Origin of the sequence: Rhodococcus sp. KRD197 (assembly GCF_017168235.1) — a bacterium.
Lineage (GTDB): Bacteria > Actinomycetota > Actinomycetes > Mycobacteriales > Mycobacteriaceae > Rhodococcoides.
Genome location: NZ_JABFAO010000002.1, coordinates 412,829 through 433,881 on the forward strand (window position 1 = coordinate 412,829; position 21,053 = coordinate 433,881).

A 21,053-nucleotide genomic window follows, 5' to 3' on the forward strand; every position below is an offset into this window, starting at 1 on the left:
AGCCCCAGTTGTTCGCCGCCTCCCTTTTTGCCGCCCCCCCTTTCGGCATCAATGGCTCATTGATGCCGTCTAGCCGTTGCGATGGCCCATTCATGCCGGGGCCGGGGAGGCCGGGGGCCGGCCGATTCAGCGCGCCCCAGGCCAGCAACAGGGCCGGCGCGATGAGCAGGGCGATGACGGCGCTGTATGCCTCGGGAGATGCGTAGGCGACGACGAGAGCGGTGGTCACTGCGCTGACGGCGACTGCCCAATCGATGCGGACGAGTTCTTTCCACAGCGTGAAGGCGAGCACTGCGGTGACGGCGAGAAGTCCGATCGCGAACGGCTTGAAGACTTCCCAGCCGTCCATCCCGAGAGCACTGCCGACGCGGCCGCCGAGCCAGAACCACCCGGCCGGGTAGAACGGCGGCATGTCGACGTACGTCATATCGCGCAGTGCCGCGGAATCGGTGAGTCGCGTCAGGTATTCGGTGCGGAACTCCTGGTCGACGGAGATGCCGAACAGGTACAGCTTGGTCGCTGCCAAGGGCATACCCAAGGTGACGGTCACGAACCCGGACAGGCCCGCCCAGGTCAGTACCTTCGCGAGCCAGGACAGAGTGCTACGACGGTAGAGAATGATCGCCGCAGCCAGAGCGGCAACACAGCCCACCTGCCCGAGCGTCGTCACCGCCCGAGTCACGTTGGACGAGTTGAAAGCGGGCCAGTCGACGAGCGAGAAGGCGTACAACCCGACCGCCGCGATCAGGGTCGCGACCAGAGCGGCCAGTACGCCGTCGACGGCCGTCCCGAGCGCTCGCCTCATCTAGATGGGGAGCTTGCGGAAGATCGGCCGGGGGACGTGGCGGAGCCCCATCATGACGAATCGGAACGGTGCCGGCGCCCAGACCAATTCCTTGCCCTTCTGCGACGCGGAGACCGCCAGCTTGGCGATGTCCTCCTTGTCGACCGTCATCGGGGCTTCCTTGACGTGGGAGCTGAACTTGGTGCGCACCATGCCCGGGCGGATGACGGTCACGCGTGGACCGAACTCGCGCAGTGCCTCACCCAAGCCCAGGTAGAAGCCGTCGAGGCCAGCTTTGGTGGATCCGTAGACGAAGTTGGAGCGGCGCACGCGTTCACCGGCGACCGAGGACATGACGATGATGCGGCCGTAGGCTTGCGCCTTCATCTTCTCGCCCAGCAGAACACCGACAGATACCGAGGCGGTGTAGTTGATGTTGGCCGTCAGGACGGCTTTGCGCTGGTCCTGCCACAGTTCTTCGGCGTCGAAATCAACGGCGAACGCGACGATGGCGACATCGACATCGCCCTTTGACCAGGCTTCGTCGATGACCTTCGGGTGGGATGCGGTGTCGAGGGCATCGAAGTCGATGACGTCGACGGACTTCGCGCCCTTGGCGGTCAGCTGGGCGACGGCGCTGTCACGGAGCGGATCATTCGGCAGTGCAGCGAGAACGACACGTGCCGGCGACTTCGACAGGTACTCCTCGGTGATCGCGAGACCGATCTCGCTGGTGCCTCCCAGGACGAGAATCGTCTGAGGATTACCGACGGCATCTATCGTCACAGTAGGTCCAATCTTCTGGCCATATCGGAGGCGAAAACGCCTGAGGGGTCGACGGATCGGCGGACCTTGATCCACTCGTCGATCCTGGGGTACATCGAGTGGAAGGTTTCGGCGTCGGTGCGCGAATCCTTCGCGGTGTAGAGGCGTCCGCCGAATTCGAGAACGCGCTTGTCGAGCTCGCGGACGAACTCGTTGAGACCCGGCTTGATCGGGAAGTCGACGCAGATGTTCCAGCCTGGAATCGGGAAGCTCAGTGGCGCCTTGTTTCCTGGCCCGAACAGTTTGAAGACATTGAGGAACGAGTAGTGACCGGACCGCTGGATGTCGACGATGATCTTCTTGAACTCGTCGACGGCCTCGGGCGGTACCACGAACTGGTACTGCAGAAATCCGTTCGATCCGTAGGCGCGATTCCACTCACCGAACATGTCGAGTGGGTGGTAGAACGCCGTGAGGTTCTGGACCTTGTTCCGGTAGTTGCCCGCCTTGAGGTACCACGCCTGGCCCACGGCAGAGAGCGTGAATTTGTTGGCCAACCCGTTCGGAAACACGTCCGGGAAAGTAACGAAAGGCTTGGCGTTGAAGCGCAACGGATCCTTCTGCAGTTTCTCCGGCAATTGATCCAATCGAGCCAGCGATCCCCGTGAGACAGCGGCGCGGCCGAGTTTCGGCGGCGCAGCGATGGCATCGAACCACGCGCTCGAGTAGTCGTAGTTGTTCTCGCTGCCGTCGCTGTGCAGCGCGATGGTCTCGTCGAGGTTGTGCGTCACGTCGCCGTCGGCAATGAAGTATGCCGTCTCGGTCGGCGTCATCTCGATCGTTGCGCGCAGGATGATGCCGGTCAGTCCGTTGCCGCCGACCGTCGCCCAGAAGAGCTTCGAATTTCTGCCCGACGGGGTGAGATGACGAACCTGGCCGTCCGCAGTGAGCAGTTCCATCGAGCGCACATGGTTGCCGAAGCTTCCGGCGCTGTGATGGTTCTTGCCGTGAATGTCCGTGCCGATGGCGCCACCGATGGTGACCTGTCGGGTGCCTGGCAGCACCGGTACCCACAGGCCGAACGGGAGCGCAGCGCGCATCAACTGATCGAGATTCACGCCGCCGTCGACGTCGACGATTCTGGTCGACGCGTCGATGCTGTGGATCCCGTTCAACGCCGTCATATCGATGACGAGGCCGCCGGAGTTCTGGGCATTGTCGCCGTAAGACCGGCCGAGGCCGCGGGCGATGACGCCGCGGCGAAGGTGCGCCGGCTTCGAGTCGTTCCGCTCGGCGACCTGCTTGACCGCGTTGGCGATGAGCTCGGGGTCAGAGGTCGAAAGCACTTCACCCGTGGACGGCGCAGTGCGCCCCCAGCCGGAGAGAGTGCGAGTCTGCGTGGGTAGCGACGCAGTGTTCCCGGCCTGTGGTTCCAGGGGGAAGAGTGCGTCGTCGGCTGTCGTGGACATCGTTCAAGAGGGTACCCGGTGTGTCCGACTCGTTCTGCAGGCTGCGGTCCTGGGCAGGAGAACGACTAGTCTCGGACCTCGTGTCCACCCCTGATCCCTCGCGAAACGACGACGAGCTCGAGCACCACATTCCGCTGCCCGTCGAGTTGCCGCTGACCGAGAACACCGCCGACGAGGCACTCGACTTCAAGACGCAGGTCGTCCGCTTCCTCGCGACGGGTGTGCTCTCGGCCATCTTCGACTTCTCGATCACCATCGCCCTGCAGTACGGGCTCGACCAGCAGCTGTCTCTCGCCAAAGCAGTGGGCTTCGTCGTCGGCACCACGGTGGCGTACCTCATCAACAGGCGGTGGACGTTCAACGCTGCACCGTCGCGTGCGCGCTTCATCGCCGTCGTGGTGCTCTACCTCGCCACTTTCGGGGTGCAGAACGCGCTGTATACCCTTTTCGGTCACATCTGGCCGGAGATGATTCTGTACAGCGCCGTGGCGTTCGTCATCGCCCAGGGCACCGCGACGGTCATCAACTTCGTCGTCCAGCGTGCGGTGATCTTCAAGATTCGCTAGCCGACGCTCATTCGCGCACGTTTCAGGCGTTCGCGCGGGTTGCAACGTGAGCGAACAGCTGGAAAGTGAGCGAATGCCGCCACCAGCCGCGCGCTCAGAGGTACTTGGGCAGATACCCGGCTTCGATGGCCTGGGCGAGTGTGGGCGCGGCCCGGTCTTTGTCGGAGAGGGTGTACTCCAGCGCTGTTCCGTCGCGGGCGAGGGTGGGCCAGTCGATCGCGAGGTCCGGATCCAATGGATTGATATCGCGGTCGAGCGTCGGGGTGTACTCGATCGAGCACAGATACATCACGGTCGAGCCGTCTTCGAGGGAGAGGATCGCGTGCCCGAGACCCTCGGGCAGATACACCGCCCGCCGATCGACATCGTCGATGAGCACACTGTCCCAGGTGCCGAACGTCGGCGACCCGACACGCAGGTCGACGATCACATCGAGAAACGCGCCACGGGTGCAGGTGACATATTTCGCCTGCCCGGGCGGGGTATCGGTGAAGTGAATCCCACGCAGCACCCCGGCAGCGGAGACCGAGCAGTTCGCTTGCTGCAACTCGAGCGGCCGACCGACAGCCTCCTCGAACGCGGAGGATTTGAACCATTCGAAGAACACACCGCGGTCGTCACCGAACTGGCGCGGGGTGAACTCGTACGCGCCGGGAATCTTCAGTTCACGAAAAGTCATTTCCTGCCTCGTTCGAGCAGGTCGAGCAGATACTGCCCGTACCCGGATTTGACGAGCTTCTCCGCGCGCTCGCGCAGTTCGTCATCGGAGATGAACCCGCGACGCCACGACACTTCCTCCGGCGCCCCGATCTTGAGACCCTGGCGTTGTTCGATGGTGCGCACATAGTTCGAGGCATCGAGCAGCGAATCGAAGGTGCCGGTGTCGAGCCAGGCCGTCCCACGCGGCAGTACCTCGACCGCCAACCGCCCGGCGTCCAAATAGTGGCGGTTGACGTCGGTGATCTCGTACTCGCCCCGCGCGGACGGTTGCAGGTCGCGGGCGATGGCAAGGACGTCGTTGTCGTAGAAGTACAGGCCGGGCACCGAGAAGTTGGACTTGGGGACCTTCGGCTTTTCCTCCAGCGAGATCGCTTTGCCTGCCGCGTCGAATTCGATGACGCCGTACGCGGAGGGGTCCTTGACCTCGTACGCGAAGACGGCCCCGCCATCGATGTTGCCGAAACGCGAAAGCTGCGAACCCAAACCGGGGCCGTAGAAGATGTTGTCACCCAACACCAGGGCGGCACTGTCGGTGCCGACGTGGTCGGCGCCGAGCACGAACGCCTGGGCCAGTCCGTTCGGGGTGTGCTGAACCTTGTAGGTCAGGTCGATGCCGAACTGCGATCCGTCACCGAGCAGACGTTGGAACTGTTCGCGGTCCTGCGGGGTGGTGATGATGAGAATCTCGCGGATGCCCGCCAGGATCAGCGTCGAGAGCGGGTAGTAGATCATCGGTTTGTCGTAGACCGGCACCAACTGCTTGCTGATCCCCATCGTGATCGGATGGAGCCGCGAACCCGTGCCGCCCGCCAGAATGATTCCCCGCATACCCGGCAGTCTCCCAGACAGGGGATGGCTTCGCGCACCCGCTGTCCGTGCCAGTGGATGCGAAACGGTTGTTCTGCGACCCTCCAGGCTCACCCCGACGGCCGGTCGCCGTGAGCATCGGAGCCAAGCCCGTGAACCTCGGGCAGAACGAGTTTCGCATCCACTTCCAGACCCGAACGAACACGCTCAGGCCGGTAGGGTCGTCACCATGAAACTGCTCGTGACAGGCGGCGCCGGGTTCATCGGCGCAAATTTCGTGCTCCAGACCGTCGCCGAGCGCCCCGATGCTCAGGTGACAGTCCTCGACGCACTGACCTATGCCGGAAACCGCTCGTCACTGGACTCCGTCGCTGACAAGATCGAGTTCGTCGAGGGTGACGTCGCCGATGCGGACGTGGTGAATCGGCTCGTCGCCGAGACCGACCTCGTCGTCCACTTCGCGGCCGAATCCCACAACGACAACAGCCTGAACAACCCATGGCCGTTCGTCCACACCAACGTCATCGGCACCACGACGCTGCTTCAAGCCGTCCGCGAGCACGACGTCCGCTACCACCACATTTCCACCGACGAGGTCTACGGCGACCTCGAACTCGACGATCCCGCCAGATTCACCGAATCGACCCCGTACAACCCGTCGAGCCCGTATTCCTCGACCAAAGCGTCGAGCGATCTGCTGGTGCGAGCGTGGGTGCGCTCGTTCGGGGTTCGTGCCACGATCTCCAACTGCTCCAACAACTACGGCCCGTACCAGCACGTGGAGAAGTTCATTCCGCGCCAGATCACCAATATTCTGGCCGGCACCCGCCCCAAGCTCTACGGCGCCGGCCAGAACGTCCGGGACTGGATCCACGTCGACGATCACAACCATGCAGTGTGGACGATCATCGACAAGGGCGAGATCGGCGAGACCTATCTGATCGGCGCGGACGGTGAGAAGAACAATCGAGCGGTCCTGGAAACGATCCTGGAAGAGACCGGACAGGCGGCCGACGCGTTCGATTTCGTTACCGACCGACCAGGCCACGATCTGCGTTACGCGATCGATTCGACCAAGCTTCGCACCGAATTGGGTTGGACACCGAAGTACGTGGACTTCCGCAGCGGCCTGAAGGCCACCGTGGATTGGTACCGCGACAACGAGCAGTGGTGGCGACCGCAGAAGGACGCCACCGAAAGCGGCTACGCCCAGAAGGAATCGGTGCTGCCCTAGCTTTTCGACATACGGTGGCGCAGCAGTAGATAGACAGCACGTCGCATGAACGAGGTGGCCAGTGCTTTTGCGTTGCCGATCCGAATGTCGTTCTTGGACAGCAGATCCGGCATCTGCGCGCCGAGGGATCGATGAAAGTCAGCGGCCTGGCGTGCCTGCTGGGTGGCTAGTTCCACGCTCCACTGACCGGCGCTGATTCGGAACGAGGCCAGCGGCTCGGGAATTGCCACGACATCGCCATGTAGCGCTACGCCGATGAAGGTGGCCTGGTCGATCAGGTAGGGGTGATCGTTGTCCCACAGTCCGATGTCCTGCAGCACATTCTGCTTCATCAATACGCATCCCGGTTCACCGAAGATGTTGGCGCCGGCGCGAACCGCGGTTCGCGCTGCCTCGCGTCCGGACACCAGACCGCTCAGTCCGCCGAGCCCTCTGGCTGCGATGACGGTCTTGCCGTTGGCATCGACAAGCGTGCGCTGCGACGCCACCAGCACAGCGGAGGGATGCGAATCGAACGCCGTGACCTGGGCTTCGAGCGACGTGGGGAATATAGTGTCGTCGCCGCAGACGAGTTTGACGAACTCGCCCGTGGCTTCCGCGGTGACACGATCCCAGTTTCGTTTCGCACCACCGCCGGCCTCGGTGGAGAGAACTCGGATGCGAGGATCGTCGTATTCCTCGATGATCGAGAGCGTCTCATCGGTGGACGAATGGTCGGCGATGATCAGCTCGAAGTCGGTGAACGTCTGCCGCAGAATCGATTCGATCGTCTCGGCGATGTACTCGGCGTTGTTGTACGCGGGAACGACGACAGATACACGTGGGCTCATGATGCTGGCTTTCTGCGAAACGAGAAGTCGCGGTAGCCGAAGAAGCTGACCACCGCCATTACTGCCGTGACGACCAATTGCGAAGGGATGGGCGGAAAATGAAGGAAGGACACTGCCACCGTCATCAACGATATGTTCGCGAGGAACGCACCGAAATTGACGACGAAGAACCGTAGTAGATCTCGGAAGAAGTGACCACGGACTCGGAACACGAGGTATCGGTACATGGCAAACGCGCACAACACGTTGCACAGGTAGCCCAGGACGATCGCGGCGTGATAGCCGTATCGTTCGCCGATGAGTAGTTGCCACACGATGAACCAGCCGGTACCGAGCGTGGTGTTGACGCCGCCGACGAGAAGAAACGCGAAAGGCTGGTTCTTGATGATGCGCATGAGCGGCCCGGGCGACCCGCTCATACCGGCGGGCGGTGCCGGCGTCTCCGGTTCGGTCATCGGCCCGCCCCGAGTGCCTGTCGGGTCGCTTGCAGGGTCGACGCGATACCGGCGGGTAGCGTGCGGTGACTGCGGCGGTCGATCTCGGGCCACACGGTCGAACGCAGGCGGAGGTCGCGACCTTGGAACGCAGCCAACGGTGACGCCGCGAGAACCACATTGGGCCGTCGGCGAAAGACTGTGCGGCAAGCACCCAGGATTGAACCGATAGTGACGGCCTGACCGGTTGCGAATATTTTGGTGGTGGGCGAGAAGGAGTTTCGAGCCGACAATGCAAGCGCGTCGGCCACCATCTCGGCAGCGTCCGAGACGAAGAGGTAATCGCGCAGGGTGTCCATCGGGACGTAGATCGACACGGGTGACGCCATCAGGTAACCGCGGCACAGATGCGAAATGAGTCCCTGCGGTTTACTGAGGTTCTGGCCGGGCCCGTACAGATTGGCGAAGCGGCCGACGACGACGTTGATTCCGGTGCGGATGCCGAAGGCTTCCGCGATCTTTTCGGAATCGAGCTTGGCACGGCCGTAATCGCCCAGCGGAACCGCACGGGTGCCTTCGTGATGCGGTGCTCCGACGGCTCCTGCGTAGACGCCTCCCGCCGAGGAGGCCAAGAAGACCGTTCCCGCCGATGTGTGCAGATCGCCGACCTGGTCGAGGACCTCCGCGATCAGCGCATTCTCCTGAGCGAATTCGGCTGCGCTGGTGCCGTTGACCCCGGCACCTGCTGCCCAGACGATGTTCCAGGCCCCGTCACCGACCAGCCCGAAGAATGCGGTGCAATCCTGTAACAGAGTATTTCTGGCCGATTCGTGGTCCGCCCACGGGACGCTGCTGGTGAAGACACAGTTGCCGCGTCGGCCGAGTTCACGGGTGACCGAAGAACCCAACAGACCGCCGCTCCCTACGATCCAGCTGTATGTCGTTGTCACGCTTGGGGGTCGGGCTCGGTTGGATCGGCCTTTCCCGTCCGACCCAGTGGGCCGTCGGCAGGATCGGCGACGATCAGGTACGGCGGCTTGCCCATCGCGGTCTTGACGTTGACACCGACGTATTCGGCGACGACGCCGAGCGAGAACAATGTCGCTCCGAAGCCGAACAGCAGAATAACCATGGTCGACGCCCAACCGCGGACCTCGGAGCCCAGGTCGAACAGTAGGTAAGAGGCCAAGACCCACAAGACGAGTGCCAGTCCGAGCACGGCGAACGCGACCCCGATGATGCTGACCATCCGAAGACCCTTGGTGCCGCTGGAGAGGACCATGCGCCAAAAGTGCGACAGCAGCGTCCGCAGGTTGTAGCCGGACCGACGGCCTTGCTCCTCGCGAAGTTCGACCGGGCTCGTGGTCACCTCACCGGCAATCCAACCGAGCGCTACGTCTAGGTATGCCTCCGATCCGGCGTACGCAGCGACCGAGCGTCCGACTTCTCCGAGGACGAGACGGTAGCTCTGGTAGCTGACAGTGTTGTCCGCGGCCATCGCCTTCGCGATGAGCCACTTCGACCCTCGTGAGGCGGCGTTGCGCAACAGACCGTGCGGTGCCGCATTGGTCGGTTTCGCGTACACCACCGAGGATTGCTGATCGAGTGCGGTATCGAGCAGGCCCCCGATGTCCGCTGGGTCGTGTTGGCCGTCCTCGTCCATCGTGACGATCCACTCACCACCGCTCGAGGCCATGCCGGCGAGGGTTGCGGGGTGCTGGCCGAAGTTGCGGCTGAGCCATACGCCACGGACGAACGTGTGTTCGGCGACGAGTCCGCGAATGACGTCGGCCGAGCCGTCGGGGCCGTGATCGAAGACGAGGAGTACTTCCTCCACGATCAGCGGGCGGCCACCAGGCGAGTGCGTGACCGAGGTCAACGGCAGTATTTCCTCGATGAGCGTGCGCAATGTGCGTTCACCCTGGTAGACCGGCACCACGATCGAGATGCGGTGCGGGTCGGTGGCCTTCTCGGACGGGGTGATCACGGGTTGTGAGCCTATCTGCTCAGCGCTGAACTACCACGTTCCGTGGCATCAGGATCGGTGATGTCCTCGATCGACAGTGTGGTGCTCGCGCGTTCCGATCGACGTCGGCGCACGTCGACGCCCACGAGCACGGCCAACATGAGCAGGCCGCCAGCAATTCCGACGAGTCCGAGTCGCTGCCCGGGCGGCCGGAACGAGATCTCGAGCTCGGCGTTGTCGGTGCCGGGCGGCAGGTCGACGTACAGGAAGATGTCGCCCAGGCCTTTCGTCTGCAGTGGCTCGCCGTTCAGGGTGGCGGAGTAGCCAGGCCAGGCCAACCGTGCGAACACGACGCTGCCGCCGGTTGGCGAGCTCACGGTGACCTTCTCCGAATCAGCGGTCGAGGATTGCGAGGCCGCCGTCGCGTCGACTGTGGCCACCACCCGGCCGATGTCGTCGGGAATGAGTCCGTCGACACGTTCGAGGACGTAGATCTGACGCGCGGAGTCGGCGGTCGGTGGGATCACCCATGTCCATCCGGGAGGCGCAGGCTGCGCGTTCGCCAGCGGGTACTGATTCTTCTGCAGAACGACCCGGTCGAGGCGCATCAGGTCTGCATAGGTCTTGCCGGTGAAGATCTCCGTCTGGAAGAGGCGGCGGAAGGCGTCGGGACAGCTCGATCCTTCGTGTTGGAGGCACAGCAAATTCGAGAAGTCGAGGTAGCCGACCGGGGTGTAGGCATTGACGTAGTCGAGCCCCAGAACCTTGGCCGAGTTGCCGTACACCTGCGAGTGCCACGGCAGCTGCGGGTCGTCGGCGCTGTCGGCGCTGACTTCGGTCAACGCACGGTTGCCAAGCTGGAGCGTCGCACCTTCCCATTCCGGGAACTGAGCCTTGGCCTCGGATTGGGTCGTCGGCAACCACCACTTGTCGAAGGGTGGGTCGTACGAGGCCACCTGATACATCGCGATGGGTGCGATGGTGACAAGCAGCAGAGCTGCCGTCGCACGGGTGGAGAAGCGGTGGGCGAGGAACAACGCGAGCGCCCCGAAGACTGCGATGAGGATGCCTGCTACCACGTGACGGCCGAAGAGTTCGGGACCGGAAGAGCCGGCTCGGAGCACGAGAATCACCGTCAGCAACGACGCGGCGAGTAGGCGTGGTCGAAAGCGCTCCAAGGTCCCGTATCGGCTGACGAGGGTGGTGACCAGGATCAACGCCGTGATCGCGACGAACGGGAGGATGCGTGCCGGCCATCGGATTGGTCCGATGTCGCTGGGACCAGCGGTGAAGACCAGCGCGAACACCAGCAGGATCAAGGGGGCCGTCAACTCACGCAAGGCCTCGGGCACCCGTCGCCATGCGATGAAGGCGAGTGCCGGGACGAGAAACCAGGCTATATAGGTGACGGGAGAGGCGGTCGTCTCACCGGACCAGGACTCGATACTGGTCACCGCCGTCGGGATGCTCGCAGTCAGTGTCTCCGACCAGGGAGCCGTCAGAAAGTTGTCGTTGAACGTGCCCTCCTCGCCACTGCGCCAGGTCACGGACGAGGTCAGGACGCCAGGGAGGAACGTGATCAATCCACAGGCGGCAGCGGCGATCCCGACGGCTGCGACGCGGAGGGCGGGTCTCCACTGGCGCTGGAATACGCGCTCACCGATGGCGACCGATCCAATCATCACACCGGCCATGACGGCTGCGTGGACGTAACCGACACTGATAGCCAGGTAGAGAAAAGCGAACGGCAGCAGTGGGCCGGACCGTCCTCGCGCGTAGGACACAGAGCTGGCCCATGCGTTCATGATCCAGGCGGTTCCGATGAGAGCCGTGATCCACGACGTGTTCTCGAAGAACATGGTGAATCCGACGAACGGCGCGCTGGCACCGGCTACCGCCGCCCAGGACGGCCGCGAGCCGTACGCCAGCGCGACACGGTAGACGCCCCATGCCAGGACGATCGAGAACCCGAGTTTGACTGCGGTGGCCAGCAACGTCAGGTTGTCGATCGACGGGGAGATGTAGTTGATTGCCATCTGCACGGGGTTCCATAGCCCGCCTTGGCCTTCGACGGGATAGTTGCCGGACATCCACTGATCGAGAACGAGCGAGGGGAACTGGCCCTCGCGCATGATTCGTCCGAGTTGCAGCCAGTTGGGTACCGCGCCGGATTCTGTGTCGTCGATGTAGAAGAAACGTGGGTCCACGGTGAGAACCAGGAGGTAACCGACGACCACCACGACAGCGGCCGCGGCTCCCCACGCGAGGCGCTCTTTGCGACTGCCGAGCGCAGAGCTGTGCGTGTGCTCGGTTCGGCTGAGAATCACTGTTCACTCCGTGGGCAGATAGAGACACACGACTGTATCCCGCCACCACTCTCACATCCGAAACGGCGTGATACACCCGTGCGTCGAGCCGCCCGAGGCCGAGGTTGTGCAACCATAGACAGTGATTCTTCGACAAGATGGGGTTCCTCTCGGTATGGATGGCACTGCTCTCAATCGTCTCGATGCGCGGTCGAACGAGCCAGTAGGCGCCGACGCCGCTGGCTCCTACGGACTGACGGCGCAGCGTCTCCTGTTCGACGGGCCTTCACCGCTCGTGAGCGCCGACATGTACACCAGCGTTTCGAAAGGCAACGCCGAACGCTCGCGATACGTTGCTACGCTCGCCAAGCGATCCGTCGTCGAGACCAACAGCTACTTCGGGCGCTTTCCGGCGAGCTACTGGCAGCGATGGACGGACGTCACCGAGGCACGGTTCACGGCAACGGTCACCGGTCGGGGACGCATCGACGTCGTCGCCACCGATTCCAAAGGCCGCAAACGAACGGTCGCGAGTACCACCGTCGATACCGACGGGCAGTCGAGCCGACTTGGCATCGCGGCGAAGGTCCAACAGTTTCTCGACGGCGGCGCTCTGTTCGTTCGGTTCACCACGACCTCGCACGAGCTGACGGTCGAGGATGCCGAATGGACAGTCGACGCGCCGGCCGCGTTGCGTCCCACGTCCGTCGTCATCTGCACGTTCAACCGCGCCGACGATTGCGCCAACACCGTTGCCGCGATGGCAGAGGATCCCATTGCGTTGCACGGCGTCGACAACGTCTACGTCATCGACCAGGGCACCGATCGGGTCGAGACTCGTCCACTGTTCCAGCGCGTCGCCGCCGAACTGGGCGAGAAGTTGGTCTACATCACTCAGCCCAACCTCGGCGGAGCAGGCGGGTTCACCCGCGGCTTGTACGAGGTGCAGGGCAAGGGCGGCGACCCTGCCAACGTCATCTTCATGGACGACGACGTGCTGTGCGAGCCCGAGGCGATTGTCCGCATGAACGCCTTCGCCAACAAGACAGTCGAACCGGCGATCGTCGGTGCGCAGATGCTCTACCTCCTGCATCCAGACCGTGTGCACGTCGGTGCCGAGGTCGCGAATCTGCAGAAGCTCGAGGCTGGTCTGTACGTCAAGAACGCGATTTCGGACAAGAGCGCGTTCAAGAAGAAGCAGGACATTCGGGTCGACGCCGGATACAACGGCTGGTGGTCCTGTTTGATCCCATCGGAAATCGTCTCGCAGATCGGGTATCCGCTACCGCTGTTCTTCCAGTGGGACGACATCGAGTACGGCTATCGCGCCCGCGCCAACGGATTCGCGACGGTCACCCTGCCCGGTGCAGCGGTGTGGCACGCAGACTTCGCGTGGAAGGACTGGGACGAGTGGCACCGATACTTCAACCTGCGCAACGGCATGATTACCGCCGCACTGCATGCAGACCTGGACGGTCGTAAGCTCGCCCGTCAACTCGGCACCGATCTGTTCCGCTATCTGGTCTCGATGCAGTACGGCATGGCGTACACGTTGATCAAGGCCATCGAGGACTTCCTCGCCGGGCCGGGCAAGCTGGTCGACGGCGGTATGGACGCTGCCGGTTCTATTCGACGCGAGCGCGCTGAGTACGGAGAGACCAAGCGTCACAACGCCAATGCGGTCCCCGGTATTCGGCCCGCAGACATGGTCATCACGCCGGCGGGCCCGACTCCGAACAAGAGTCTCGAGTGGGCGGTGCTGGCCAAGCGGGTGCTCAACCAATGGCGCGGGCGAGTGCATCCGGGTCCGGTTGCCATCTCGGCCGACGACGCGCATTGGTGGCACGTCTCGCTGTTCGCGCACGCTGTCGTCACCGATCGCTCGCAAGAGGGCGTGCGAGTCCGTGTGCGCGACCAGGGCACCGCTCTCGTTCTGCTCGGGCGGGGACTCCAAGCGTTGCGCCGACTGAGAACAGAGACCGAGGACGTGTCGCAGGAATACCGAGTTGCGATGCCGGAACTCACCAGCCGGGAGAACTGGGCACGGTTGTACTCGATCGAGGTGTGAACGCCGGGTGCGCGGCGCGAGTGGGGCAGCTGGGCAGGCCCTGGCGGTCGGCGTTTTCGCTTTCGTCCTGGGCGTGGCCGGCAGCTGGATTCCCTCGTTCTGGTACGACGAGGTGGCTTCGGTGTACGCGAGCCGGCGGTCGCTGCCAGATCTGATCGATCTGCTGCGCAGTACCGACATCGTCCACGGTGCGTACTACATGGGTTTGCACCTGTGGGGCGAGATGTTCGGTTTCTCGGAGTTCTCGGTGCGATTGCCGAGTGCGATTGCGGTGGGCGGCGCTGCTGCCGGAGTGGTCGTGCTCGCCTCGCGTGTCTCCAGCGGTCCCGTCGCACTTTTTTCCGGGATCTTGTTCGCCCTGCTTCCGAGGGTGACGTGGGCAGCAGTAGAGGCTCGCAGCTACGCACTCACCGCCGCAGCAGTGGTCTGGCTGACGGTTCTGTTGTTGGTGTCCTTGCAGTCCCGAGCGCGTTGGTGGTGGGTTCTCTACTCCCTCGTGCTTGCCATGTCGATTGTGTTGTTCGTCTACCTCGCGACGATCGTTGCGGTCCATTTCCTGATCCTGTTGTTGCACAAGAAATTCAGGAGCGCAATGCTGTGGTGGTCAGGGGCCGTCGCCGCGTCGCTCCTGGCGATATTTCCGTTCCTGCTGGCGGTGCTCAGGCAAGCGGGGCAGGTGAGCTGGATTCCGCCGCTCGACGGCAACCTTCCTCGGATTGTCGTGGAATACCAGTGGTTCCTGGGCGCGCCCGCATTCGGAATCGTGTTCCTCGTGATCGTTGCTGCGGCACTGTTCGTCCGATCCGGCACCGGCACCGGCAGGCCGTGGCGCGACGGGATCGTGCCGATGTCGTTGGCATGGATCATCGTGCCGATGGTCTTCATGGCGTCGTACTCGCTCGTCCGGGCGCCCATCTACCTGGATCGGTACCTGACCTTCACCGCGCCGGCGGTCGCGTTGCTCGGCGGCGTCGCGCTGGGCAGGTTAGCCGCCCTACGGTGGTGGCTGCCTTACCTCGCATTGGGCATTCTGGCGGCCGCTCTGGTGCCCGCCTACGCCGAGCAGCGCTCCCAATGGGCAAAGCCGCTGCAGATGGACTTCAGCGCTGCGAACGACTTCGCGGCCTCGAATGTCGAACCCGGTGACTGCGTCCTGTTCGGAAAGGCGGCGTGGAATCCGTCCTCGCAACGGCTCGTCGAAGACGTCGATCCTGCTGCATTTGCCGGTACCCGTCGCATCGGGCTCGCGAAGGATGCGGCCGCCACGGGTCAACTGTGGGACGAAGAGCTTCCGCTGGGGGATCTGGCGCAACAACTGTCGACGTGTGACGTCGTCTGGTATTTCACTGATCGCGAACGCGACGAGGTCGAAAACCTACGTTTGTCGTCGAATGACGAATGGGCCCTGCAACCGTACGACTTCGAGAAGTCCAACGACTACGCACTGCTCAGTGCCAGTGGTTTCCGGATCGACGAGCGTGTGACGTTCCATGTCACCCAGGCAGTGCGGCTGGTTCGGTGAGTCAGCGCCGCGCCGGACGCTGTGTCGGAGCCTTGCGGATCCGCACGACCACCTGCTCGTTGTCGACGGTGTAGCCGAGGTAGTCGAACTCGGTACCGGTGCGGCCGACGAACTCGATCCACGCCCGATACTCGTGGTTGCGCCAGCCCGGGAAGTTGAAGTACTCGTCGAACACGATGACCGTCCCGACCACCAACCGATCGGCAACCAGGTCGAGAACGGTAACCGTCGAGGAGTACAGGTCCGCGTCGAGATGCAGGAAGGAAATCTTGTCCGTACGAGTCTTCAGGAACTTCGGCAGCGAGTCCTCGAACAAACCTGGCACGATCTCCGCGCCGGGCACCGTCGGAACGTTCTCCTGCTCGAAGATGCCCCTCGGAAACCCGGTACGCCAGGCGTCGGGCAGCCCCGAGAAGACATCGAAACCGGCGACGACGGAAATGTCGTCCCTCGGCGCCAGCTCCTCGGCGATGATCTCGAGGGTGGTCCCGCTGGCGACGCCGAACTCGAGCGCCATGCCTGGAACCGACACTTCGCCGAGCGCGAAGCGCAGCGTCGCATGCGGCAGCGGGAAGGTCGGCGCCTTCGGCATCATCTCCTCGGCGAATTCCGCGGACTGTGCCGCCGCCTCCACCTCGGAGGCGAAGAAGAGGTCGCGTCGCATCCGCAGTTCCAGTCCGCGAACGAATGCATGCAGGTCGTCGATCTCGCGGCGTTGGCGTTCGAGCAGCTCCACGAGCTTGGCATGTCGATCTTCGGTCTGCTCGGCCAACTGCGCCGTCTGCTTGTCCAGAACCTCACCGAATGCTCGCTGAAACTTCTCTCGTGCCGAATGCCGAATCCGATCCGTCAGCTTGCGAGGTTCCGTCATGCGCACACGGTAACCGAGGAGGGTGCAGTGCGTCTTTTCGGTCACTGCCGAGGGCGCTCGGAGGCCCGGTCAGCGCTGGAAATGCTCGCGACGCCCGAGCCGGCGCAGCCGCATCCACTCCGCCAAACCCTTGGGGTTGCGGGTGGTCACCAGGAAGAACCAGCCGAATCGGATCCACTCCTGCGGTAGCAGCTTTCGCATCCCGGGCTGAGACATCAGGTACCCGCGGTTGCGGTAGGTGAAATACCGCTTCGTCGCGTCGTCGGGATACTGGGTGTGCATCCGTCCACCGAGGATCGGCTTGAACTCGGCGGCGCCGTTCGGGTGCACGTACGCCGTCGTCAGACACGTGCCGAACTTCAGGCCCGAGCGCTGCAACCGTCGGTGCACCTCGACCTCGTCGCCGCGGACGAACAGGCGCAGATCGGGAACGCCCACGGCGTCGATGGTCGACGCCTTGAACAGTGCCCCGTTGAACAGCGATGCGATGCCCTCGAGCAGATCGTCCTCGGGGTTCTTCGGATCGATCAGCTCCGAACGCAACCGCCGCCACTCCACACCCCGTCGCAACGGGAACGCGAGCCGGTCCGGGGCGTCGATGTCGCACACGACGGGGGAGACCTCGTCGAGTCCATGCTTGATCGCGCAGTCGTACAACGTGCGCAGAACGTCGGTGCCCTCCGGCCGGCCGTCGTCGTCCGCCAGAAAGACCCAGTCGGCGCCCAGCGAGAGTGCGTAGAGGATGCCGAGCGCGAACCCGCCCGCGCCGCCCAGATTGTGGTGAGAGCCGAGATACGTCGTCGGGATGCCCGCGGACTCCACCAGCTCGCGCACTGCGTCCTCGTGGGCGTTGTCGACCACCACGAGGTGGTCCAGCGGGCGGCTCTGGTGCGTGATGACCTCGAGGGACTGGGAAAGAAGTTCACGACGCTTGTGCGTGACGATGACTCCGACGATCTTGTCAGCCATGCTCTTCATCTCTAGGTCGTTCCGCAGGCTCCACTCCCGCGTCCCTGGCGAGTTCTTTGAGAACCGTCGCCACGTGATCGCCCGCGTCGTCGCCCTCGTAGGCGCGCACGATCTCCTCGATACCGCCCTGCTGACGGATCTGACCGTGGTCGATCCACATCGCGGTATCGCACAGTTGGGCGAGGAACTCGTTCGAGTGGCTGGCGAAGACGAGAATGCCGGAACGCTTCACCAGTTCCTGCAGGCGCACGCGGGCTTTCTTCATGAACTCGGCGTCCACGGCTCCGATGCCTTCGTCGAGTAGCAGAATCTCCGGGTCGATGCTGGTGACGACGCCCATCGCGACGCGCACTCGCATACCTGTCGAATAGGTGCGTAGCGGCATGTCCAGGTAATCGCCCAGTTCGGTGAACTCGGCGATCTCGTCCATCTTCGCGAGCATCGACTTGCGCGTCTGACCGAGGAACAGGCCGCGAATGATGATGTTCTCGTAGCCCGAGATTTCCGGGTCCATGCCGACGCCGAGATCGAACACGGGCGCGACGCGGCCGCGGACCTCGGCGCTGCCCCGAGTCGGCTCGTAGATGCCCGAGAGCAAACGCAGCAGCGTCGACTTACCGGCACCGTTGTGTCCGACGAGGCCGACGCGGTCGCCGTCCTTCAGATCGATGGTGATGTCGCGTAGCGCCTCGACGACGACGACGTCGGAGGAGTTGCGGTCGATCGCGCCGCCGGCCTTGCCGAGGAACGCCTTCTTCAACGAGCGGGTCTTGGCGTCGAAGATCGGGAAGTCGACGCAAGCGTTGTGCGTGGTGATGCCGATTGCCATATGTACTTTCAGCCCCTAAACCCAGTAGGGCACGCGGGCCCGGTACTTCTTGAGCGCGAGAATCGTCAGTGCCCAACCGACGAGGGTGCAGGCGATGACGATGTACCAGTGATACGCCTGCTGTTCCTCGCCGATCATCGGTGCACGCAGGATGTCCAGGTAGTGGAAGAGCGGATTGATCTCCACCAGCCGGGCCCGGTTCGCGGCCTCGCCGCCCTGATTGATCAACCCCTGCGTGGTCCACACGATGGGCGTCATGAAGAACAGCAGCGTCACCATCGACGCGAGGATCGGGGCGATGTCGCGGTAGCGCGTGGCGACGATGCCGAATAGCAAACCGACCCACACCGCATTGAAGGCGATCAGCACGAACGCTGGAAGCGCCGTCAACGACGCCCAGCTCAGCGAGGGTTGGAAGATCACCAGGATGACGACGTAGACGATCAGGTTGTGCGCGAAAAGCAGAATCTGGCGCCACACCAGCCGATACACGTGCACCGACAGCGCCGACGGGAGTTGCTTGATCAACCCCTCGTTGGCCACGAACACGTCGCCGCCCTCGAGGATCGCCGCGCTGATGAACGTCCAGATGATGAGACCGACAGCCACGTGCGGCAGGAACTCACGCAGATCCACATCCAGCAGCACCGAATACAGCAAACCCATCGCCGTCGCCTGGACAGCAGTGGCAATGGTGATCCAGAACGGACCGATCACCGAACGGCGGTAACGCTGTTTGATGTCCTGCCAGCCGAGATGCAGCCACAGTTCACGCTGACTGAAACCCGTCCTCAGATCACCGAAGGCACGCTTGAAGCTCTGCGAGTCCGAAACGGGAACTGTCACACGCTCTCCTGCTTCGTTCTCGGATTTGGTTGCTGGGGCCGACACGACGGTCGACACTACCGCTTATTCGCCGACCACTCCGCAGGCTCCACTCACAGGTACTGGCCGGTACCGCTTCCGTGTGCCGGGCCACCGTGTCCAGTGTTGATGCTCACTCCGGGCGGCAGCGCACCCTGACGCATCTGTTCGAGCTGGGCGCGTGCGGCCATCTGCTGCGCGAAGAGTGCGGTCTGTATTCCGTGGAACACCCCTTCGAGCCACCCGACGAGTTGTGCCTGAGCGATCCGCAGTTCGGCATCCGAGGGAATCGCATCCTCATCGAACGGCAAGGTCAGCCGTTCGAGCTCATCCCGCAACTCCGGCGCGAGCCCCTGCTCGAGCTCACGGATCGAAGACTGGTGGATCTCCTTCAAGCGGCTTCGGCTGGCATCGTCGAGCGGTGCGGCGCGCACTTCCTCGAGGAGTTGCTTGATCATCGTGCCGATGCGCATCACCTTCGCGGGCTGCTCCACCATGTCCGATAGGGCGGTCTCACCGCTCTCGACGCCCTCGGTTCCGGCGGCGCGAGCCGCAGCGGCGGTTGCCTCTTCACGGCTGAGTGCGAGAGGCTGTCCGTTCGGGCCGATCACGCCGACGTGGTCACTGTTCTCGGGATTGGACTGGGAGTCCGATTGCGTCATGTCGCCATTTTTGCGCGCCCGGTGGGATTGCGCGAGAACTGGGTCCGTTTATCCTTGACGAGGGTCTGTACGGAGGGACGAAAAGCGTGCTTGACAGCAGGGTCGGCAATGCCAAAAAAGGATGTGGAACACACGCTGACGAAAACGGCGCTTAGAGTGTCCGGCATGGGGTACGACGTTGCGCGAGTCAGAGGGTCGATTCCCTCTTTGGGCGACGGCTGGATTCACCTCGACCCCCAGCATGGAATGCAGATTCCCGATCGCGTGTCGACGGCCGTGTCCACGGCGTTTCGTGGGAGTGCTCCCACACACACGTCGGGGCACATGTCCTCGCGTCGGAGCGCGGGACTGCTGGACGCGGCCCGGCAGGCCGTCGCGGATCTGGTCGGCGGGGACCCGGCAGGTGTCGTCCTCGGCCCCGATCGCGCGACGATGCTCGCCTGGCTCGCCGAATCTCTGTCCTCGCGCCTCGGCCTCGGCACCGGACTGGTGCTCTCGCGCCTCGACGAGGAAGCGAACGTGGCCCCGTGGCTGCGGGTGGCCAACCGGTACGGCGCGCAGGTGCGGTGGGCCGAGGTGGAGATCGACACATGTGAACTGCCGAGTTGGCAGTTCGAGGAACTCATCACCGCCACCACCCGTCTCGTCGCGATGACAGCGGCATCGCCGATCGTCGGCTCGGCTCCCGACGTACGCGCAGCCGCGGACCTCGTGCATGCCGTCGGCGGCCACATCGTCGTCGACGCTGCCGGCGCTGCGCCCTACGCGCACGTCGACATCAACGAGCTTGCCGCCGATGTCCTCGCAGTCGACGCGTCCGCGTGGGGTGGACCACAGGTCGGAGCGCTCGTCTTCCGCGACCCGGCGATGCTCGACCGGATCCCGTCGATGTCGCTCGATCCGTTCGCCAAGGGCGCCGCGCGGCTCGAGCTCGCCGGCCACCAGTACGCGTTGCTGGCCGGGGTCGTCTCCTCGATCGACTATCTCGCCAACCTCGACGACGCTGCCACGGGAACCCGACGTGAACGCCTCGACCTGTCCATCGGGTCGCTGCAGGACTACCACGACCGGTTGTTCGACTACCTGATGCGCTCGCTGGAGAAGCTGGACCACGTGATGGTGCTCGGCGACGCACCCAGCCGTATCCCCACCCTGAGCTTCACCGTCGCGGACACCTCGGCAGAGAAGGTCTCGGAGCATCTCGCACAGAACCGCATCGGAACCGTCAGCGGCGTCCACAGCGGAAGCCGACTTCTCGACGCCCTGGGCGTCAACGACGAGGGCGGCGCAGTCACCATCGGACTGGCCCCGTACACCACGCGGTACGAGATCGACCAGCTGGTCAAGGCGCTCGGCAAACTCTGAAGGCGGCTTCGCCGCATGTGCG

The 21,053-nt window shown here is 63.7% G+C and carries 20 protein-coding genes; 5 read left to right on the forward strand and 15 right to left on the reverse strand.

Features of this window, described 5'->3' with window-relative positions:
- The 3 genes from J1M86_RS04155 to J1M86_RS04165 all read right to left on the reverse strand — a co-directional run.
- A partial coding sequence (locus J1M86_RS04155) for an arabinofuranosyltransferase (RefSeq protein ID WP_206508917.1) occupies positions 1-805 on the reverse strand: 805 nt, incomplete at its 3' end.
- A complete protein-coding gene (locus tag J1M86_RS04160; protein ID WP_206508918.1) occupies positions 806-1,570 on the reverse strand; it encodes a decaprenylphospho-beta-D-erythro-pentofuranosid-2-ulose 2-reductase in 765 nt (254 codons plus the stop codon).
- Positions 1,567-3,018: an FAD-binding oxidoreductase gene (locus tag J1M86_RS04165; protein ID WP_241259537.1), complete on the reverse strand. Its 1,452-nt coding sequence runs from the start codon at positions 3,016-3,018 to the stop codon at positions 1,567-1,569. The genes J1M86_RS04160 and J1M86_RS04165 overlap by 4 nt, the downstream gene beginning before the upstream one ends.
- Positions 3,019-3,098: 80 nt before the next feature.
- On the opposite strand from J1M86_RS04165, the gene J1M86_RS04170 reads away from it, so the two are divergent.
- Complete coding sequence (locus J1M86_RS04170; protein ID WP_206508919.1) at positions 3,099-3,584, forward strand: GtrA family protein; 486 nt, start codon at positions 3,099-3,101, stop codon at positions 3,582-3,584.
- Positions 3,585-3,678: 94 nt separating this feature from the next.
- Here the strand turns inward: J1M86_RS04170 and J1M86_RS04175 are convergent, their stop codons facing one another.
- Both J1M86_RS04175 and rfbA read right to left on the reverse strand, forming a co-directional pair.
- A complete protein-coding gene (locus tag J1M86_RS04175) occupies positions 3,679-4,263 on the reverse strand; it encodes a dTDP-4-dehydrorhamnose 3,5-epimerase family protein (protein ID WP_075837419.1) in 585 nt (194 codons plus the stop codon).
- On the reverse strand, positions 4,260-5,132 hold the full coding sequence (gene rfbA / locus J1M86_RS04180; RefSeq protein ID WP_206508920.1) for a glucose-1-phosphate thymidylyltransferase RfbA: 873 nt from the start codon (positions 5,130-5,132) through the stop codon (positions 4,260-4,262). Before rfbA ends, J1M86_RS04175 begins: the two co-directional genes overlap by 4 nt.
- Positions 5,133-5,340: 208 nt before the next feature.
- Here rfbA and rfbB point away from each other — a divergent pair, with 208 nt between their 5' ends.
- A complete protein-coding gene (gene rfbB / locus J1M86_RS04185) occupies positions 5,341-6,345 on the forward strand; it encodes a dTDP-glucose 4,6-dehydratase (protein WP_206508921.1) in 1,005 nt (334 codons plus the stop codon).
- Here the strand turns inward: rfbB and J1M86_RS04190 are convergent.
- Genes J1M86_RS04190 through J1M86_RS04210 form a run of 5 tightly spaced genes read right to left on the reverse strand, consistent with a single transcriptional unit; the run spans position 6,342 to position 11,902 of the window.
- Positions 6,342-7,175: a glycosyltransferase gene (locus J1M86_RS04190; RefSeq protein WP_075838886.1), complete on the reverse strand. Its 834-nt coding sequence runs from the start codon at positions 7,173-7,175 to the stop codon at positions 6,342-6,344. The genes rfbB and J1M86_RS04190 overlap by 4 nt on opposite strands.
- Positions 7,172-7,630, reverse strand: a complete 459-nt coding sequence (locus J1M86_RS04195) for a GtrA family protein (protein WP_206508922.1) — start codon at positions 7,628-7,630, stop codon at positions 7,172-7,174. Before J1M86_RS04195 ends, J1M86_RS04190 begins: the two co-directional genes overlap by 4 nt.
- A complete protein-coding gene (locus tag J1M86_RS04200) occupies positions 7,627-8,559 on the reverse strand; it encodes an NAD(P)-dependent oxidoreductase (RefSeq protein ID WP_206508923.1) in 933 nt (310 codons plus the stop codon). The genes J1M86_RS04195 and J1M86_RS04200 overlap by 4 nt, the downstream gene beginning before the upstream one ends.
- Entirely contained in the window at positions 8,556-9,557 is a 1,002-nt protein-coding gene (locus tag J1M86_RS04205; RefSeq protein ID WP_206509139.1) for a glycosyltransferase, read from the reverse strand. Before J1M86_RS04205 ends, J1M86_RS04200 begins: the two co-directional genes overlap by 4 nt.
- Positions 9,558-9,607: 50 nt before the next feature.
- Positions 9,608-11,902 carry a hypothetical protein gene (locus J1M86_RS04210; protein ID WP_206508924.1) on the reverse strand — a complete coding sequence of 765 codons (2,295 nt, stop codon included), beginning with the start codon at positions 11,900-11,902 and terminating at the stop codon, positions 9,608-9,610.
- Between the two features lie 154 nt (positions 11,903-12,056).
- Here J1M86_RS04210 and J1M86_RS04215 point away from each other — a divergent pair, with 154 nt between their 5' ends.
- Both J1M86_RS04215 and J1M86_RS04220 read left to right on the forward strand, forming a co-directional pair.
- Entirely contained in the window at positions 12,057-13,949 is a 1,893-nt protein-coding gene (locus J1M86_RS04215; RefSeq protein ID WP_206508925.1) for a glycosyltransferase, read from the forward strand.
- A gap of 7 nt (positions 13,950-13,956) precedes the next feature.
- A complete protein-coding gene (locus J1M86_RS04220; RefSeq protein WP_206508926.1) occupies positions 13,957-15,471 on the forward strand; it encodes a glycosyltransferase family 39 protein in 1,515 nt (504 codons plus the stop codon).
- 1 nt (position 15,472) lies between these two features.
- Here J1M86_RS04220 and J1M86_RS04225 read toward each other — a convergent pair whose 3' ends face one another.
- The 5 genes from J1M86_RS04225 to J1M86_RS04245 form a co-directional block, all read right to left on the reverse strand.
- Positions 15,473-16,342, reverse strand: coding sequence for a TylF/MycF/NovP-related O-methyltransferase (locus tag J1M86_RS04225; RefSeq protein ID WP_075838983.1), 870 nt, complete (start codon positions 16,340-16,342; stop codon positions 15,473-15,475).
- A gap of 69 nt (positions 16,343-16,411) precedes the next feature.
- Positions 16,412-17,320, reverse strand: a complete 909-nt coding sequence (locus tag J1M86_RS04230; protein ID WP_274611656.1) for a glycosyltransferase — start codon at positions 17,318-17,320, stop codon at positions 16,412-16,414.
- Positions 17,304-18,140 carry an ABC transporter ATP-binding protein gene (locus tag J1M86_RS04235; protein WP_206508928.1) on the reverse strand — a complete coding sequence of 279 codons (837 nt, stop codon included), beginning with the start codon at positions 18,138-18,140 and terminating at the stop codon, positions 17,304-17,306. The genes J1M86_RS04230 and J1M86_RS04235 overlap by 17 nt, the downstream gene beginning before the upstream one ends.
- Before the next feature lie 15 nt (positions 18,141-18,155).
- Positions 18,156-18,986 carry an ABC transporter permease gene (locus J1M86_RS04240; RefSeq protein ID WP_294636466.1) on the reverse strand — a complete coding sequence of 277 codons (831 nt, stop codon included), beginning with the start codon at positions 18,984-18,986 and terminating at the stop codon, positions 18,156-18,158.
- 92 nt (positions 18,987-19,078) lie between these two features.
- Positions 19,079-19,666 (reverse strand): bacterial proteasome activator family protein, encoded by a 588-nt coding sequence (locus J1M86_RS04245; RefSeq protein ID WP_075838894.1) that lies wholly within the window; start codon positions 19,664-19,666, stop codon positions 19,079-19,081.
- 165 nt (positions 19,667-19,831) lie between these two features.
- On the opposite strand from J1M86_RS04245, the gene J1M86_RS04250 reads away from it, so the two are divergent.
- A complete protein-coding gene (locus J1M86_RS04250) occupies positions 19,832-21,031 on the forward strand; it encodes a cysteine desulfurase-like protein (RefSeq protein WP_206508930.1) in 1,200 nt (399 codons plus the stop codon).
- Positions 21,032-21,053 lie beyond the last annotated feature (22 nt).